Genomic DNA, 15,893 nt, shown 5'->3' with positions numbered 1-15,893 from the left:
AAGGGGTCGGGTGGATACCTCACCGAGTATTACAGATACCCCCGGGGGTAGTCAAAACACCCCGAGGGGTATAAGATGGAGGGAAGCCGCCGATATTTGGAGAACCCCTTGGAACTGAACGCCACAGAACTCACCCCTGTCATCAACCGCCTCAAGCGGGCCCAGGGCCAACTGGCCGCCGTGACCCGCATGCTTGAAGAAGGCCGGGACTGCAAGGACGTCGTCACCCAGCTCGCCGCCGTGTCCAAGGCGCTGGACCGGGCCGGGTTCGCCATCATCGCCACGGGCCTGGAGCAGTGCATCGTCCAGAAGGATGCAACGATGGACAAGAAAGACCTGGAAAAGCTCTTCCTCTCACTCGCCTAACCAGACCAGCTGTCGAGCCACCCAAGGAGAACCATGACATACACTCTCGCCACCACCGTCGACCTTCCCTGGACCGAAACTGTGGACCGGACCCGGGACGCCCTGTCAGCCCAAGGGTTCGGAATCCTTACCGAGATCAACGTCCGCTCCACCTTTGAGACCAAGCTCGGCACCGAAGCCGCGGACGCTGTAGGCGACTACGTCATCCTCGGCGCCTGCAACCCGGCCCTGGCCAGCCGAGCCCTCGCCGCCGAACCCGAAATCGGTGCTCTGCTGCCATGCAACGTCGTGGTACGACGGAACAAAGACGCAGACGCGACCACCGTGGAAGCAATCGACCCCCAAACCATGGTCCAGCTCAGCGCCGCACCGGCCGTCAAGGAGATCGCCGACGACGCCGGCACCCGCCTCCGGAAAGCCCTCGCCGACCTGGGCGACGCGGCGAAGTAGAAGCGTCCGTGCAAACAACGGTTCCAGAGACTGCGCAGGCGGGGCCCGGCCTGCTCATCCACTCCGCCGGCCTGCTCATCCACTCCGCCGGCCCGCTCGAGCAGGACGCCCTGGCCGGCGTCCTGCGCATCGCCGCCAACGCCCGTGCCGCCCTCGGCCAGGGAGCTGGCATAGAAGTGGTCGTCCAAGGGCCCGGCGTCACGCTCCTCGCCAAAGATTCGTCCGCCACCGAAGCCATCACCAACGCCGGACAGCTGGACGTGGGCATCCTCGCCTGCGGCAACAGCATGCGCTCAGCAGGCATGGACGACAAAGACCTAGCCCCCGGCGTGGGCACGGTTCCCGCAGCCATCGCCCACCTGGCACGGCGGCAATGGGACGGCTGGGCCTACGCCAGGCTGTAGCGACGGGGCCTGACGCCGGCCGGCCCGGGGGGACCACAAGGCGTGGTAGCCTGCCACCAAATGTATAAACATTACTCATGGGTGATGGTGACCGCCCTGTCCGCCCCCGCACTGCTGCTGTTGAGCGCCTGCTCCGACGGCGGTTCCGGCATCGGAGCCCAGCAGGTGGATGTCGGGGAGCCGCTGACCCGGGCCGTTTCCAGCGCCGGAGGGAAAGATTACTTTCCCGGTTTCCGCCCCGTTAGCAGTGTGTCCGTGGACAGCGCTCCGAAGGGCAGCGGCTCGGCCTTCACCGGTTCCGTCTTTCCTGCCGGCGGCAGGGAGAACTTGAGTTTCTACGGCTTTAATTCCTCCGGCACCCAGTGGAGGATCGACACGAACCCCTCCTGTGTGGGGACCGTGCTCACCTCTGTGAACGGTGAACCCTCCATTGTCATCCTTGATTCGGACGCGCGTACTGACGGGAAGGGGCCCGTCAGCGTCACGGTGGCAACGGCATTCGCCGTGGATGACGGTGAAAAACTTTGGGGTCCCACAGAAGTGCCAGGTCCCTCCACCGGCGGCCTGATCTTCGCCAACACCCCCAAAGGACTCACCGCCGAAAAAGCGCCCGGCACAGTGCTCGATGCCGACACGGGTTCCGTGGTTGAGGTGGACGCCGGTGTTGCAGTGTATGAGCATCACGGCACCGTCCTGTTTGATTCCGGCGTGGTGCTTACTGCCGTGGATGCCGGATCCGGTGAGGCGCTGTGGAGCACCGGCGAAATGAGTCGTCCACCCGGGGCGGACCCGGACGCGCGGCCAGTATTCCGTGGACAATACGGCCCGTCCAGCGGGGGTGTGGTGATTCTGGAATGGGCCACCGCCAGCGGCGCCGGTGTTCCGGTAGCCTATGACCTGCTGACCGGTGAGAACCTGGTCCAGGTGCCGGGAGAACCGGCGGGGATCGCCAAAGTGGACGACGCCTCAGGCGTGACACTGTTGCCGGCACAGCAGGCCAACGGCGCCTACACCCTGACTGCTGTGCATCCGGGCAAAGGTCTGTTGTGGCGTCAAGAATTTCGGGACCTTGAGGTCACTGCCGTGGGAGGTGTGGCGGTCTACGCGCGCATCAACGGAGCGGCAGCAAGAATCGATCTTGAATCCGGTGCAGTCCTTGAATCCGGGCAGTTTGTCCTTCCTGAGGCCGTGCTCGCTGATGGTTCAGCTATCTTTGCCTCCCGTGAAAGCAGCGCCGGATACGTGCTCGCGAAGCCTGAACCCACCCCGGCCCCATGATTCAGAGCGCCGCGCTGCGCGGCCCGTCCCGGCGGGGACCACGCACCACCCACACGGGGGCAACCCGGTGGATGGTGCGTGGCTCTTCCTTGCAGTGTCAGGTGAACAGGCCTTCGCCGATGAAACCGCCTTCGCGGCACCCGGGGGGGGATGGCGAACACGGCCGACCGATCGGCTTTGTCCACTGGTTAAGCATGTCCATCTCATCAAGCCGGCGCTGGATAGGGGTGAACTGCCTCTCGACGTCGGCCTGGTAGGACACGAAGATCAGCCCGGAATCCGAAATTCCCCCGGCGCCGGGAGCGGCATCGTAGTTGTACGCACGCCGGAAGATGCGCTGGGAACCGTCCTCCGGCCGTGCCCTGGCTGAGGGCAACCCCGGCCGAGAGGCGCCACAGGGACAAACCGCGCCCCGTGAGGGCGGTACAAGCCAGGCCGCACGACGCAAGGGCCAACTGGAGAAGGAGGGGCTCGGGGGAACTTCCCCCTGCCACCACGTGTGACGCGGCTGCGACGGACGTGGCGGCGAGGGCGCCGGTCCAGCCGCGGATAAGGCGCAGGGCACGTGGGGTCACTCTGGCCTCCTCGCCTGACGGGTTTATTTTCCTTGATGGCACACCTTGGGGTCTCCCAGCTTTCTTTCACATACCGCCCGGGGTATGAACACACGGGTGCGGCAGGAACCTGTTGGGTGTAGCCCCGGGATGTTGGAAAGCCGCATGCAGTAACGTCGTTATGCCAGCAGCTTTGTGGAATCAACCGTCGGGAGCGGTGTGAAGGATCAGCAGGGACAAGCGTTCGCATCAGTCGCGGAGGGCGGCGCCGCTGGGCGGGCAAGTGTTGGCCCGCTGTGGAAAACCGTCAGTGACGAACTTCTGCAGGAGGTTCTCGCCGGGGAGTTTGGGGATGGCTTCCCTGGGGAATTGGAACTGGCCCAGCGGTATGGGGTAAGCCGGGGCACGATCCGGGCTGCCCTGAAACCCCTGCGCGACGCCGGGCACATCACCGCCCACCCCGGGCGGAAGCCGATGGTGGTGGCCGGCAGGAGCACGGCCTACGGGCCGATCTACAGCGTCCTTGCCTCCATCCGCGAGTCCGGCATGAAGCACGCCAGCGTGGTCCTGGAGCAGCACCTGGTGACCAACCCGGAGGTGGCGGCAAAGCTTTCCCTTCCCCCGGATGCAGAGCTGTTCCACCTCTCCCGGATCCGGCTTGCCGATGATGAACCGATCGGCTTGGACCAGGTCTGGCTGCCCGCCGCCACCGCAGGGAAATTACTTGAGGCAGACTTCCGTGACTCGTCCCTGTACGGGGAGCTCGACCGGCGGTGCGGCCTGGTCCTTGACGGCGGCACGGAGCAGCTCACTGCCGTGCTCGCCAGCCCCGCCCAGGCGCTCCTGCTCCGGTGTGCCGAGGGCTCTCCGCTGTTGTTGATCGAGCGGACCGGCTGCCACCGGGCCCGTGACCTCGAGTTCCGGCGCAGCTATGTCCTGGGCGGCCGCGTGACCATGGCGACTGCCTTCGGCTGCAAGACCAACCCGCCCCGGCGGGACTAAGGCGAAACCCGCTTTACCCATCCGCCGCCGCACCGGCGGTCTGCCTGCGCGGCAGCGGGCAGCGGTCCTCAGAGGTTGCCCTCTTAACGAACGCCCACAGCAGCAGGGCAATGGACAAAGCCGCCAGCAGCGGCTGGATCGGCTCAAAGTACTGCATGGCCCCGGAGGTACCCAGCGCCAGAAGCACCAGCTTGTTGCAGACCGGGCACCCGACCGCGAAAAAGGAAACGATGGCCCCTGCCGCCCCGAATTTCCCTTTACGGCCCTCCTCCTCGCCCTCTTCGCCAGAGGAGGCTGGGTCGCGGGAAACATAGGTGGCCAGCAGCAGCCCTGTCAGGACGGCGGTGACAGCCAGGACTGGGAAGGACCACCAGGTGGGAGGGACCTCGCGGCTGAACAGGGGAGTGTCGATGAGGTCGGTGGGTACTGCCACCACCACGTACGTGGCCACCGCGGCGACGGCTGCGGTCTGCCAGCGTCGACCGGGCCATTGGGCCAGGGCTGACTTTAAAGACACACGGGGGCTCATCGGTTCTCCTTGTTCATGGCTTCCTCTGATTTCGCCTCTGCGTCGGTGCTGGCGGGTCGGCCGTTGCGCTGGCTTTTGAAGTACAGGGCGGCAGTGACCGCCAGTATGGCCGCGGCCAGCAGCGCGAAGACGGTGTTCGGAACACCGGAAGCTGCTCCGCTGACGGTGGATTCGAGCTGGAATTGGTCGGTGACGGTGAGCACTCCGCCGAGCCCGGCAGTGCCGTCTGTGACCAGCAGCAGGACCCCGATGCCGATGGAGAGGGCGCCGGAGATGATCATGACCCAGGAGTTGGACCACCGGCCGATGGTCACCGGCGGTGGCCGCAACCAGCGGCGGCCCGAAATGCCGAGCCTGTCCCACAGCAGGGACAGCGCAAACAGGGGCAGTGCCATCCCGAGCGCGTAGACCGCCAGAAGGATTCCCCCGTACAGGGCGTTGCCGCCCACTGCCGCCACGGTCAGGATGGAACCCAGAATGGGTCCGGTGCATACCCCGGCGATGCCATAGACAGCGCCGAGGGCGAAGACCGAAAGGCGGGAGGATCCTGCCTGGGCGTTGTTCCGGAGAATGGATGGCATCCGGATCCCGGCGATCTGGGCGAGGCCCAGGGCGATAACAACTCCGGAGCCTGAGGCGACCAGGATGCCGCGGTGCTGGGTTACGAGAGACCCGAGCGTGCCGGCGAATACTCCCAGCGGCACCAGCGTGGAAAGCAGGCCCAGGTAGAAGAGGGCGGTCCGCGCGACGAGCCGTGTTCTGGTGGAGAATGCGTAGGCGAAAAAGGCCGGCAGTAAAAGTGCCGAGCAGGGGCTCAACAGGGTGAGGATGCCTCCCAGGAAGGCGCCCGCGTATCCGATGACCATTACTGGGATTCAGCCTTTTTTAGCGCAGCTTCAATGGCCTTTTCGAAGGTCGCCAGGGGCTGCGCGCCGACCAGGGGCGTGTCATTGACCAGGAATGTGGGTGTTCCGGTAGCACCCAGGGATGCCGCTTCCTGTGCATCTTTTGCAACGGCCTGCTGCAGTTCCGTGGAGTCCAGGTCCGCTTCGAACCGGGTCATGTCCGACACGCCGGCCTCTTGTGCGATCTGCACCAGACGCTCCCGCGAAAGATCGGCATGTCCCCGTTCGGGGGCGATGGCGAAAGCTGCCTTGTTGAACTCCCAGAACTTGCCCTGGTTCCCGGCTGCGCGGCCGGCGACAGCGGCCATGGTGGACTGATCGCCGAAAACCGGCAGGTCACGCCATTCAACGCGCAACTCACCGCTCTTGACGTATTTTTCCACCAGGGGCGGCAGGGTATCGCGGGAGAAAAGCCCACAGAAAGGGCAGCGGTAGTCTGCGTACTCGACCAGGACCACCGGGGCGTCGACCGGGCCAAGTGCTGTCGGGTCGTCCGCTGTTCTGCGGGACATATCCAGCGGCGCGTTCTCGGACGCCGCGGATTCCCGGGGCGCCGCTTCGGTGCCGGCACCCTGGGATACCCCTCCCTGATATGCGAAAATCCCAACCAGCAGGATTAGGACTGCCACCCCGAGGGTGGAAATCGCTATGGTCCAGGGTCGGTTACGGGAAGTGCCGGTGGTAGGCGATGGCATGCTGGCTCCTCAGAGTGGCCAAAAAGGTCCTAAATGTTTATACATTTCTTTTTTGTGGACGGTACCGGTCCGGACGTCGGCGTGTAAAGCCTGGGTATCGGGGCGCCTGCTGGGCATGCGGATGTTTCGCTCTGTGGTCAGGCGCTGTGAGTCCGCGGTGCCGGCCTGCGTGGTCAGGCACCGCGGACTTTGGGAACTAGGCGTTCACGCGGTAGTAGGAAGGTCCGGAACCGACATTGACGCTGAAGACTACTGTCTGGTTGCCGTTCCATCCGCTGTGGATGGCTTGCCCGTCACCGAGGTAGACCGCGTTATGCGAGAATCCCATTCCACCGTCGGCATAGTAGATAAAATCACCGGGTTCCGGCGTCGATACCGGCGTGGCGTAGGCCATCAGGGACTCGGGCGATTCATCGCCGACTCCTTGGATCCCTGCCGACCGCAAGGCTACTTCCCCCAGAACAGTGCAGTCCTGGACGGCGCCCATCTGGGCTTGAGCCGCGGTCAGAATCACTCCGTTAAGTGAAGACGGTGCACCCTGTCCGCCACCGACGCTCGCCGACGCCAGGGCCATAGGCTGCTCGGACGCACCGGCGGATACTGCGGTCGTGCTCGGTGCCGGAACAGCAGCCTGTTCCGGGCCCGGGAGGCCCGCCGCCCCGGAGAGTGTTATGACGTCCCCCGGATAGATGATCGAAGCCATGTGAAGTCCATTCAGTGACAGAATCTCATCCAGGGAGATTCCGTGCAGCGCTCCTATCTGGCTTAAAGTGTCCCCGGCGACCACGGTGTGGACGGAGGCCCCCGAAGCGGGCACCTGGCCGGGAATACCTGCCGGGGAGGAAATGGCGCCTGAAGCAGTTCCCCCGTGCGGGTCGGATGCGGTGGCGCCCGCTTGGGCTGGGACGGCCATGCTCAGCACAAGCCCGGATCCGACTACGACAAGGGCGGCCTGGCGGCCCACTGCTCCGCCGTGGCTGGAAACGCTTCGTGAAATGGTGGACAAGGTGCTGCTGGTGACGGCCCTGTGGCGGGCGTTTCTCTTTGACATTGCTTAACCTCTCCCGATACCTGCGAGGTGAGCTGTCGGATGCGGGTGGGAGTCACCCGGCCGCCGGAAATACATGCGGCGGCTTAACCCCAAGGATTCAATTTTGAATCCGTATTTTTGGTTCCCCCGCCCCTGCCGGAGATTGTTGATGTATGGGCCTTGGCAGGCGGCAGGGCTCGGTAACAGGCCAAGGGTGCAGCACCTGATGGGCGGCACGGGCCCAAATCTACACGGAAAAATCATAAATGTATAAACATTTAAGGAATGGCGTGATAGGGAACTTTTGAGGGGTGTCGGACGTACCGCGGGTCATTGCAACCTCGCACGTGCCGGGTTGGTCCGTAAGGAACAAGGCAGTTCCGCGCGATCGACCGGGACCTCACCGGTGCGAGTATAATACCCCTAAGGGTATAAGAATTCCTGGGCGGTGCGCGCGGGAATACACCAGGAGGACAGGCATGGACACGGAGGAGCGCCCCGAAGGCTTGAGACCGGATGGGGGCTCGAGGCCTGGCCTGGTCATTCCTTCCGGCGAGCCCGGTATGGGGAACCAGCGACTCCAGCGTCGCATCCTTCCTGTTCTGGTCGGCGGGCAAGTTCTCGGTGGCACCACCTCCAGAGCTTTTGCTCCTTTCCCCGTTTGAAGCGGCGACGACTAACACGAAAAACCGCGCGTATGCAAGCGCTTACACGCTAATGCCCTCACGTGAACCACTCAAGTTGCAGCCGCCGGGAAAGTAAGGCACCTTGGGCAGCAGGCCCCGACTAACTACCGGCACTAAGCCGGCACCGCGGCGGGCTGGCCACCACTTCGCGTGGCCCTGCCCGCCCCATCCCTGCATATATCCGACGAGTGGAAGAACCGCAATGCCCGCAATCAGGTCCGAGCAGCCGCTGACCATCAAAGTCACCAACCGGAACGATATGGAACTTGAACTGGACAAAGCCGTGTCAGCTCTCCGGGAGCAGGCAGTCATCGAGCATCGATGCGGCATCCTTGTTACCAGGCAGGGCGCGGACCAGTTCACGGTAGCGCTGAGCGAGAGTGTGCCGTTCGGACTCACCGTGGAAAAGCACAACTGGTGAAACGACATTAACCCGCACCCCAAAGAGCAACCGCCACCACGGCTGCCGCGCGGATGAATAGCACGGCCCAATGGCCTGGTTCACGAAACGTTCACCAACATCTGTTTCGATCTGTAGATGAACGAGACATCTCCCACCGCCGTTAATGCTGACCCCCAGGGTCCCTGGGGGCCTCTGGAACCCGGGCAGGAAGTCACGGTCCGCGAATCCGGCAGACAGTCCGGACACGGGGTCATCGACAACCTGACTCCGGACGGGTCCGTGGTGTGGGTCCGGATCGACGGTCACGCTCCACGCCGGATGTATCTGGCCGGAGACGCCGTTGAAATCGCCCCGAAGCACGCGTGACGGGTTGCTCTAGAACCACACAGAGTCAGGGCGTGGACTAGCGGCAGAACCCGGGTTCATGCACTACGTAACACTCCTAGCGTTTTGCTGAGAGAGCCACCGGATGTGTGGCGGCCGATGGTGGCCTAGTTTGCGGTGGACCTTATCCGGAGGCGCACCTGTGAAAGAATGGCGGTCGCCAAGGAGAAGGCGTGACCGAAAGCAAAATTATCCAAGACGCAGCGCAAGCATCTTCTGATGCTGCACGACGCCGGGTGGCACAGGCAGGCTGAATTGGCGGAGATGGTCCGGGTATCCTGGACAACGGTACATAGCGAGTTCCAACACCGCCCTCACGAAACGCGGCGGCGTGTTTCCTGGGCCCGGTGACACGACCGGCCTGCAGGCATGCGGTCTTCATTACCGCCATATTCTTGGGGAATGGTTGATGAAGAACTCAGCGCAGCGCTGGCGACTTACCGCAATGTGTGGAAACAGTACCAAAAGGAACCGGCACACAAGCCTGTGAGATTCCGATACCGGAAAAGCGGTTCTTAGCGGATTTCGGCTCCGAGAGAGGTCAGACGTTTTGCCCACCATTCACGCACTACACGCCGAAGCACGGCGTGGCTGCGATCCAGGCGGACCTTACGGCAACTACTCCAATGCCCTTGTCGTTTGGGCAGATACCCATCCGGAAGTTGACCGCCAGGTATTGCAACGACTTATACGTGAACTGCTCTGGGCGGCGAAATAAGTCCCTGCATGAGGCGAGTGTCATGCCAAGGCCATCAAAAGATCCCCTTACGGCTGCACCGTGCGCGCCAAATAGCGCCGTAAAAACGCCGCCATTTATCGCTGAAAGTCACAGTTCGTGGCGTGTCGAAACTCTTCAAAGGACCAGCCTCGGGCGTTCCACTTCCTAGGATCCGGTCCGGTCTCCGGCCATTGTAGGAATCTGACAAGCGAACGCCTGGACGGGGAACGGAGTAGCATGGGTGCATGATGATGCACATATGCACTTAGGGGGTTTGGCTCATGTTGTCACTTCTACGGAATCTCACGTACCGGCGGCTTTTTGCTGCGCAGATCGTGGCACTCATCGGTACCGGCCTGCTCACGGTGGCGCTGGGGTTGCTGGCTTACGACTTAGCCGGCAGCAACGCCGGCGCGGTCCTCGGCACGGCACTGACCATCAAAATGCTCGCCTACGTGGGCTTGGCCCCGGTGATCAATGCTCTGGCGGCGCGGTGGCCGAAGAAGCGGGTGTTGATCGGGGCTGACCTGATCCGGGCGGCGATGGCGCTGTGCCTGCCGTTCATCACCGAGGTCTGGCAGATCTATATCGTGATCTTCCTGCTCCAGTCAGCCTCAGCAACGTTTACCCCGGCGTTCCAGTCCCTGATTCCCACCATCCTGAGGGATGAGAAGGATTACACCCGTGCGCTGTCCCTGTCGCGGCTTGCCTATGACATGGAAGCTTTGGTGAGCCCGGCCATGGCGGCGCTGCTGCTGACCGTGCTCAGCTACAACAACCTCTTCCTCGGCACAGTGGGTGGATTCCTGTTCTCGGCCTTCATGGTCGCCATCACCGTGCTGCCCAAAGGCGCGGCAGCCGCGGCGCCGCAGACTTCGCTGTGGCACCGGACCACGCTCGGTGCAAGGATCTTCTGGCGGAACCGCCGCCTCCGGTCCTTGCTGGCCCTGAACCTGGTCGTCGCCGCCCCCACCGCGCTGGTGCTGGTCAACACGGTGGTTTACGTTCGGGACGTCCTGCACCGGCCCGATACCGACCTTGCCCTGGCGCTGGCGTGCTTCGGGGTCGGGTCCATGATCGTGGCGTTGTCGGCCCCCAAGGTCCTGGACCGGTTCGGGGACCGGGCGGTGATGCTCACGGGCGCTGGTGTCATCCCGTTCGTCCTGGCCGGGGCGGCCGCACTGACCCTGCTGGGTGTTCCGGGCGCGGGCTGGTGGCTGCTGCTGGGCCTGTGGTTCCTGCTGGGAGCTGCGAACTCGACCATCCTCACGCCCTCGTCCCGGCTGCTGCGGGACGCATCTACCGAGGAGACGCGCCCGTACGTGTTCACGGCCCAGTTCTCGCTGTCCCATGCCTGTTACATCCTGACTTACCCGCTGGCCGGGTGGGTCGGGGCGGTCGCCGGTTTGGGCTGGGCTGCGGTGGCATTGACTATTATTGCGGTGACAGCCAGTGCAGGAGCGTTTGTGTCCTGGCCGCGGCACGACACCGTACAAGCCATGGAACCGGCAGGGAAGGAGCAGTCCGTTGAGCAGCCAGCCGCACGGCGCGCCCGTCCCCGCGCCTGATGAACCTTCACTGGTCCACCCGGTCACCCCCGGGCCGGAACTGCTGGAAACGGCCGCCGGCACGTTGCGGATGCTGGCCGAACCGACCCGCCTCCATTTGCTCTGGAAACTCGGCCAGGGCCCCCAGACGGTCACTGAGCTCACCGCTGCCGCGGGAGTGCCCCGGACGGTAGTCAGTCAGCACTTGGCCAAACTCCGTCTCAGCGGCCTCGTGGACACCCGCAAAGACGGCCGGCACGTTATCTACTCCCTCCATGATGGGCACCTGGTACGCCTTATCCAGGAAACCTTCAACCACGCCGACCACCGGATCACCGGCGAACCGACCCACGGCTGACCAGATGATGCCCGTCACCGTTGGGGCGCGGAACGCCGTCCCCACACAAGCCGGATCCCTTTGGCAGTTTCTCCGCGCCGGCGTGGTCACCGCCCTGGTGATCGGCATCGCGGCTGCCGCCCACACCGGAGCCGGCGGGCACCTGCCCGCGGTACCGCTGATGGCCCTACTCACCGCCCTGATCATGGCCCCGGTCACCGCGTTGTCCCGCCGCCGGATCTCACTCCCTGTCCTCGCCGCGATTCTGGCGACGGGCCAGGGCTTCCTGCATTCGGCTTTCAGCGCCTTGTCTGGCCAAGGCCAGGGCTGTGGGCCGGCGGGCATCGCCGCGCACAGCCATCACCAGGAGATGGTGGTTCCTGAATGCGCCACGGCAGCCCCGGCTGATCTCGCCGAAGCCGCATTCGCCACCGGTTCCGGGCCGACCGCAATGACTGCTGCGCATGTGCTGGCCACCGCCCTGACCGTCCTGGCCCTCGGCCGTGCCGAAGCCGCCCTGTGGCAGCTCCGGGCCTGGCTTAGGCCACTGACCCACGCGCCGCGACCAGCCGTACTGCCTCCCGTCGTTGCCGTGCCCATCCCGCGGACGGCATCCCAGCCACGGAAATCACCAGGCACCCGCATCGCTGCGCCCCGCGGCCCTCCGGGCTCAAGGACCCTCCTGCCGGTGCTTTGACGCCGCACCAGGACACGCGACCATTCCCTCATCTTCTTGCCTGCCCCAAGACGCAGCAGGCAGTCCCGAAAGGACATCCCCATGGCTTTTTCCCTCCGCCGCGCCCGGACCACCGCAGCGCTGACCGCTTCCCTGGCCCTTGCCGCACTTCTGGGTGTTGCACCGGCCCAGGCCCACGACGCGCTGGCCTCCACCAGCCCTACCGACGGGCAGACCATCGCCACCAACCCGGGCAAGGTCTCCATCACCCTGACCAACCCGCCAACGACCGGCATCCCCGGTTCCAATATCCTCACCGTCACCGCCCCCGACGGACATGTCGTCAGCAGCGGCGAAGTCACCGTCGAGGGTAAGACGCTGAGCACGGACGCCGACATCGACCACGACGGCAAACACACCGTGGAATGGCGGGCCGTGTCCGCTGACGGCCACCCTATAGAGGGAACCTTCAGCTTCACCTACGCACCCGAAGGTGAAGCAACTGAAGCTCCCTCGGCCACCGCGACAAGCAGCGCTCCAGCCGCTGCTGCGCCCGAAACGTTAGCCGTTGCCACCCAAGCCGCAGCAGATCCCGCGTCACAAACCCAACCTGCCGACGGAACCGGATGGCTTATCGGAGCCGGTGTCATCGTCGCCGCACTGGCAGCGGGTTTGGTCTACCTCATGCGTCGCCGAAACAAGGCGGGCACCTCGGCGTAGCCCCGCGCCCGCCGGGTATAGAGCTGGAGGTTCAGCTCTGTACCCGGCTTCCTCGGGTGACTTGTGGCCGATGGAAGTTCCGAAGGAATCCTGGCAATCAATCGAACTCGTGGAGGGACAGTACACATTGAGTGCAGACGGCTTCTGACAATCTGTGCAGCCGACTTCTGAAACTGACATGCGGACTGAGAAAACCGGGCTGGCCGATGTCCCGAAAACACGTCTCACCGTAAATCGTCTCAGCATAGCCTCGTGACGGACTTTTTGAGTCAGAATGGCCTGATGAGGCAATTGGGCTACACGCGGGTGAGTACTTCGAACCAGGATGCCCGACTGCAGCTCGACGCTCTGCTCTCCGTCGGCGTGCAGAAGCGCGACGTCTTCGCCGATGTAACCTCGGGAAGTAAGACGGCGATCGAGCGGCCAGGGATGAAGAGGCTCCTCGAGTACGCCGAGGAGGGCGACACCGTCGTCGTGTGGCGGGTCGATCGGCTGGGCCGGTCATTGATCGACGTGCTGAACACCGTGAACCTGCTGCGTAAACGCGGCGTTCAGGTCCGATCCATCTCAGACGGTATCGACCCGGCGACCTCGACGGGTCGGTTGATGCTGAACATGCTCGCCACCTTGGCCGAATATGAGCGCGAGCTGATCGTCGAGCGGGTCAATGCCGGCATCGCCGCCGCCAGACAGAACGGAACGCGCTTTGGCCGCCCACTGACGGATCCGGGCGTCATTGCGGACAAGCTGGCGATCGCGCAGGACGCCCGGGCGAAGGGACGCACCGCGGAAGACGCAGCCCGTCTCGTTGGTTGGAGCCGTGCCACTCTCTACCGCCACCAGCAAGCCCTCGCCGCCCGCGAGAGCACAAGAACGTAGGTAATCCTGAACGGCGATGAGCGCTGGAAAGTCCTCCGACTCTACGTCGAGGACCAGATCCCGCTTGCCGCCCTCGCCCGCGAAACCGGAATCAGTACCCGCACTCTTCAGCGCTGGCTCCGGCTCTACCGAACTGGTGGCGGGAGTGCTCTTGACCTGCATCCACGCGCCGATGCCGGCATACGTCGCACAGACCCAAGAATGGTTAGGTTTATCGAGGGACTCGCGCTGACCAGACCGCGCCCGAGTATCGCAACGTTGCACCGACTTACGGCGGCCGAAGCGGGCAGACGAGGCGACCAGGCGCCGAGCTACTCCGTCGTCCGCAAGATCGTCCAGGCACTGGACCCCGCCCTGGTGACCCTGGCTCTCGAAGGTTCCGCATCCTACCGGGACCGGCATGAACTTGTCCTTCGCCGCCGCGCCGACCACCCAAACCAAATCTGGCAAGCGGACCACACCCAACTCGACATCCTCATCAACGGCGCCAACGGCAAACCCGACCGGCCCTGGCTGACGACAGTGATGGACGATTACTCCCGCGCGCTCTGCGGCTACACCGTCTTCACCGGCGCACCCTCAGCGCTCAACACAGCCCTCGCCCTCCGGCAGGCCATCTGGCGAAAGAGTGACCCCAGCTGGGCAATGTGCGGACTGCCCGACATCCTGCACGTGGACCACGGCTCCGACTTCACGAGCCGCCATCTTGAACACACTGCCATCGAGCTGCACATCCGCGTCATCCACTCGACCATCGCCAGGCCGCAGGGCAGGGGAAAAATCGAGCGGTTCTTCGGGACCATCAACACCGAAGTTCTTCCCACCCTCCCCGGACATCTGGGGCCGGGGAACAGAAAACCTCACCCCGCACTCGATCTCCCCGGACTGGACCGAGCCATCGGAGGCTTCGTCGCCGTCTACAACGACCGGCCCCACAGCGAACTTGGTATCTCACCACGGGATGCTTGGGTCGCCGACGGCTGGCTTCCCCGGATGCCCGAAAGTCTGGAGGACCTCGACGGACTCCTCCTGACAGTTCCAAAGAACCGGACCGTGCAACGCGACGGCATCCACTTTCAAGGCCAGCGCTACCTCTCACCCACGCTGGCGCCCTTCGTGGGGCAAACCGTCACCATCCGCTACGACCCCCGGGACATCTCCGAGATCCGTGTCTACGACCACGACACCTTCGTTTGCGCCGCGGTCGATGAAGACCACCCCAACCTTCGTCTGAGTCTGCGGGACATCGAGGCTGCACGGAGAGCGCGGCGGAAAGAACTGCGCCGCACCATCAATGACCGCATTCCAACAATCACCAGCCGTGAAGAACCGCACATCACTGAACCAGTACGGCGCCGGCGCCGACTTCGCACCTACGAAGAGGACGAATGATGAACACCACCTTCATCGTCACCAAAGAACACCGACGCTTCACCGAGTTCGCCAATGCAGTCCGAAAAGAACGAACAATAGGGATCTGCCACGGAGATGCCGGAGTGGGTAAAACACTCTCCGCGCGTCGCTACGCCAACTGGGATGACCTGGAGCCTTACATCACCGAATGGGGACCACGCGGCGACCAGGACGAAAAGCACTACACCCTCGCCAACCGCTCCCGCACCGTTTTCTACACCCCGGACGTTCTCTGCCGACCCAGAACACTCATGGAGGACATCCACCGCTACCAGGTGAGAATCGGCTCGTGCATTGACGAACACCTGCACAAACTCGATACCGCACCACGCTCAATGAACAGAGTCACCACACTCGTGGAGCTGCTAATAATCGACGAAGCCGAACGGCTTAGCGCGACAGCCCTTGAACTCCTCCGTGACAACCACGACCGAACCCACCTGCCGATGATCCTCATCGGCATGCCCGGCATCGACCAACGATTCCGGCACTACCCCCAGCTATACAGCCGCCTCGGCTTCTCCCACCGATACCGCGCCCTTGGCAGAGACGAGCTCCTCTTCGTTTTGGACCGACATTGGAAACGGCTCGGCCGGACCCTCGACCCCGATGACTTCACCGACGCCCAGGCAATTGCCGCAGTAGAACGCATCACCCGAGGCAACTTCCGACTCCTCGAACGGCTATTCCCCCAGATCACCCGCGTCCTAAAAATCAACCAACTCGAAACCATCACCGACGACGTCGTAGAAGCAGCAGCAAGCATCCTCGTCATCGGAAACTAGCGCGACACAGAGCGAACACCAAAAGCCGCCACCCAATGCCAACATCCACACCCGAACTCCCTAAAAGACCCCTTTAGTGTTGGTCAAAACTGGTTTCCGGAAAGAAAACCAGTCAAAACCATTCGTGGAGGG

At 63.7% G+C, this 15,893-nt stretch carries 19 protein-coding genes and 1 riboswitch; of the genes, 14 read left to right on the top strand and 5 right to left on the bottom strand.

What is annotated here, in order from left to right:
• The first annotated feature begins 108 nt into the window (after nt 1-108).
• The 4 genes from HTS88_RS08710 to HTS88_RS08695 are packed head-to-tail and all read left to right on the top strand — an operon-like array spanning nt 109 to nt 2,498.
• Complete coding sequence (locus HTS88_RS08710) at nt 109-366, top strand: metal-sensitive transcriptional regulator (RefSeq protein WP_174177412.1); 258 nt, start codon at nt 109-111, stop codon at nt 364-366.
• A 33-nt stretch (nt 367-399) separates the two neighbouring features.
• Nucleotides 400-816, top strand: coding sequence for a DUF302 domain-containing protein (locus HTS88_RS08705; RefSeq protein WP_174177410.1), 417 nt, complete (start codon nt 400-402; stop codon nt 814-816).
• An 8-nt stretch (nt 817-824) separates the two neighbouring features.
• Complete coding sequence (locus HTS88_RS08700) at nt 825-1,220, top strand: DsrE family protein (protein ID WP_343044911.1); 396 nt, start codon at nt 825-827, stop codon at nt 1,218-1,220.
• A gap of 60 nt (nt 1,221-1,280) precedes the next feature.
• A complete protein-coding gene (locus tag HTS88_RS08695) occupies nt 1,281-2,498 on the top strand; it encodes a hypothetical protein (RefSeq protein WP_174177408.1) in 1,218 nt (405 codons plus the stop codon).
• 97 nt (nt 2,499-2,595) lie between these two features.
• On the opposite strand, the gene HTS88_RS22405 is transcribed toward HTS88_RS08695, so the two are convergent.
• Complete coding sequence (locus tag HTS88_RS22405; protein ID WP_174177405.1) at nt 2,596-3,063, bottom strand: Dyp-type peroxidase domain-containing protein; 468 nt, start codon at nt 3,061-3,063, stop codon at nt 2,596-2,598.
• Nucleotides 3,064-3,271: 208 nt separating this feature from the next.
• Here HTS88_RS22405 and HTS88_RS08685 point away from each other — a divergent pair, with 208 nt between their 5' ends.
• Nucleotides 3,272-4,054: a GntR family transcriptional regulator gene (locus HTS88_RS08685; RefSeq protein WP_343044910.1), complete on the top strand. Its 783-nt coding sequence runs from the start codon at nt 3,272-3,274 to the stop codon at nt 4,052-4,054.
• 13 nt (nt 4,055-4,067) lie between these two features.
• On the opposite strand, the gene HTS88_RS08680 is transcribed toward HTS88_RS08685, so the two are convergent.
• From HTS88_RS08680 to HTS88_RS08665, 4 genes are all read right to left on the bottom strand, one after another.
• Nucleotides 4,068-4,583 carry a hypothetical protein gene (locus HTS88_RS08680; RefSeq protein ID WP_174177403.1) on the bottom strand — a complete coding sequence of 172 codons (516 nt, stop codon included), beginning with the start codon at nt 4,581-4,583 and terminating at the stop codon, nt 4,068-4,070.
• The gene (locus tag HTS88_RS08675; protein WP_174177400.1) at nt 4,580-5,449 is read right to left on the bottom strand and encodes a cytochrome c biogenesis CcdA family protein; all 870 of its coding nucleotides are present in this window, start codon (nt 5,447-5,449) and stop codon (nt 4,580-4,582) included. Before HTS88_RS08675 ends, HTS88_RS08680 begins: the two co-directional genes overlap by 4 nt.
• On the bottom strand, nt 5,449-6,183 hold the full coding sequence (locus HTS88_RS08670; RefSeq protein ID WP_174177398.1) for a DsbA family protein: 735 nt from the start codon (nt 6,181-6,183) through the stop codon (nt 5,449-5,451). Before HTS88_RS08670 ends, HTS88_RS08675 begins: the two co-directional genes overlap by 1 nt.
• Nucleotides 6,184-6,379: 196 nt before the next feature.
• On the bottom strand, nt 6,380-7,234 hold the full coding sequence (locus HTS88_RS08665; RefSeq protein ID WP_174177396.1) for a C40 family peptidase: 855 nt from the start codon (nt 7,232-7,234) through the stop codon (nt 6,380-6,382).
• 3 nt (nt 7,235-7,237) lie between these two features.
• Nucleotides 7,238-7,389: riboswitch (cyclic di-AMP (ydaO/yuaA leader) on the bottom strand.
• Nucleotides 7,390-8,101: 712 nt separating this feature from the next.
• Here HTS88_RS08665 and HTS88_RS08660 point away from each other — a divergent pair.
• From HTS88_RS08660 to HTS88_RS08620, 9 genes are all read left to right on the top strand, one after another.
• The gene (locus HTS88_RS08660) at nt 8,102-8,320 is read left to right on the top strand and encodes a hypothetical protein (protein ID WP_174177394.1); all 219 of its coding nucleotides are present in this window, start codon (nt 8,102-8,104) and stop codon (nt 8,318-8,320) included.
• 117 nt (nt 8,321-8,437) lie between these two features.
• Entirely contained in the window at nt 8,438-8,668 is a 231-nt protein-coding gene (locus HTS88_RS08655; protein WP_174177392.1) for a hypothetical protein, read from the top strand.
• 1,017 nt (nt 8,669-9,685) lie between these two features.
• On the top strand, nt 9,686-10,972 hold the full coding sequence (locus HTS88_RS08650; RefSeq protein WP_174177390.1) for an MFS transporter: 1,287 nt from the start codon (nt 9,686-9,688) through the stop codon (nt 10,970-10,972).
• Nucleotides 10,932-11,309, top strand: coding sequence for an ArsR/SmtB family transcription factor (locus HTS88_RS08645; protein ID WP_174177388.1), 378 nt, complete (start codon nt 10,932-10,934; stop codon nt 11,307-11,309). Before HTS88_RS08650 ends, HTS88_RS08645 begins: the two co-directional genes overlap by 41 nt.
• A 4-nt stretch (nt 11,310-11,313) precedes the next feature.
• The gene (locus HTS88_RS08640; RefSeq protein WP_174177386.1) at nt 11,314-11,985 is read left to right on the top strand and encodes a hypothetical protein; all 672 of its coding nucleotides are present in this window, start codon (nt 11,314-11,316) and stop codon (nt 11,983-11,985) included.
• A gap of 81 nt (nt 11,986-12,066) precedes the next feature.
• Nucleotides 12,067-12,684 (top strand): copper resistance CopC family protein, encoded by a 618-nt coding sequence (locus HTS88_RS08635; RefSeq protein WP_174177384.1) that lies wholly within the window; start codon nt 12,067-12,069, stop codon nt 12,682-12,684.
• Between the two features lie 282 nt (nt 12,685-12,966).
• Nucleotides 12,967-13,563 (top strand): recombinase family protein, encoded by a 597-nt coding sequence (locus tag HTS88_RS08630; protein ID WP_174177382.1) that lies wholly within the window; start codon nt 12,967-12,969, stop codon nt 13,561-13,563.
• Nucleotides 13,564-13,566: 3 nt separating this feature from the next.
• Nucleotides 13,567-14,955: a transposase gene (locus HTS88_RS08625; protein WP_485061791.1), complete on the top strand. Its 1,389-nt coding sequence runs from the start codon at nt 13,567-13,569 to the stop codon at nt 14,953-14,955.
• The gene (locus tag HTS88_RS08620; protein ID WP_174177587.1) at nt 14,955-15,761 is read left to right on the top strand and encodes an AAA family ATPase; all 807 of its coding nucleotides are present in this window, start codon (nt 14,955-14,957) and stop codon (nt 15,759-15,761) included. Before HTS88_RS08625 ends, HTS88_RS08620 begins: the two co-directional genes overlap by 1 nt.
• Nucleotides 15,762-15,893: the final 132 nt, after the last annotated feature.

This window comes from Pseudarthrobacter oxydans (genome assembly GCF_013314975.1).
Classification (GTDB): Bacteria; Actinomycetota; Actinomycetes; order Actinomycetales; family Micrococcaceae; genus Arthrobacter; species Arthrobacter oxydans.
Note: the sequence above shows the minus strand (reverse complement) of the source record. Positions and strands in the feature narration are given on the sequence as shown.

What these genes read in the sequence shown, in the direction of transcription:
- HTS88_RS08670 (WP_174177398.1), bottom strand. Translation starts at nt 6,183, where the DNA reads ATGCCATCGCCTACCACCGGCACTTCCCGTAACCGACCCTGGACCATA.
- HTS88_RS08660 (WP_174177394.1), top strand. Translation starts at nt 8,102, where the DNA reads ATGCCCGCAATCAGGTCCGAGCAGCCGCTGACCATCAAAGTCACCAAC.
- HTS88_RS08630 (WP_174177382.1), top strand. Translation starts at nt 12,967, where the DNA reads ATGAGGCAATTGGGCTACACGCGGGTGAGTACTTCGAACCAGGATGCC.
- HTS88_RS08705 (WP_174177410.1), top strand. Translation starts at nt 400, where the DNA reads ATGACATACACTCTCGCCACCACCGTCGACCTTCCCTGGACCGAAACT.
- HTS88_RS08675 (WP_174177400.1), bottom strand. Translation starts at nt 5,449, where the DNA reads ATGGTCATCGGATACGCGGGCGCCTTCCTGGGAGGCATCCTCACCCTG.
- HTS88_RS08695 (WP_174177408.1), top strand. Translation starts at nt 1,281, where the DNA reads ATGTATAAACATTACTCATGGGTGATGGTGACCGCCCTGTCCGCCCCC.
- HTS88_RS08680 (WP_174177403.1), bottom strand. Translation starts at nt 4,583, where the DNA reads ATGAGCCCCCGTGTGTCTTTAAAGTCAGCCCTGGCCCAATGGCCCGGT.
- HTS88_RS08665 (WP_174177396.1), bottom strand. Translation starts at nt 7,234, where the DNA reads ATGTCAAAGAGAAACGCCCGCCACAGGGCCGTCACCAGCAGCACCTTG.
- HTS88_RS08620 (WP_174177587.1), top strand. Translation starts at nt 14,955, where the DNA reads ATGAACACCACCTTCATCGTCACCAAAGAACACCGACGCTTCACCGAG.
- HTS88_RS08635 (WP_174177384.1), top strand. Translation starts at nt 12,067, where the DNA reads ATGGCTTTTTCCCTCCGCCGCGCCCGGACCACCGCAGCGCTGACCGCT.
- HTS88_RS08650 (WP_174177390.1), top strand. Translation starts at nt 9,686, where the DNA reads ATGTTGTCACTTCTACGGAATCTCACGTACCGGCGGCTTTTTGCTGCG.
- HTS88_RS08655 (WP_174177392.1), top strand. Translation starts at nt 8,438, where the DNA reads ATGAACGAGACATCTCCCACCGCCGTTAATGCTGACCCCCAGGGTCCC.
- HTS88_RS08640 (WP_174177386.1), top strand. Translation starts at nt 11,314, where the DNA reads ATGATGCCCGTCACCGTTGGGGCGCGGAACGCCGTCCCCACACAAGCC.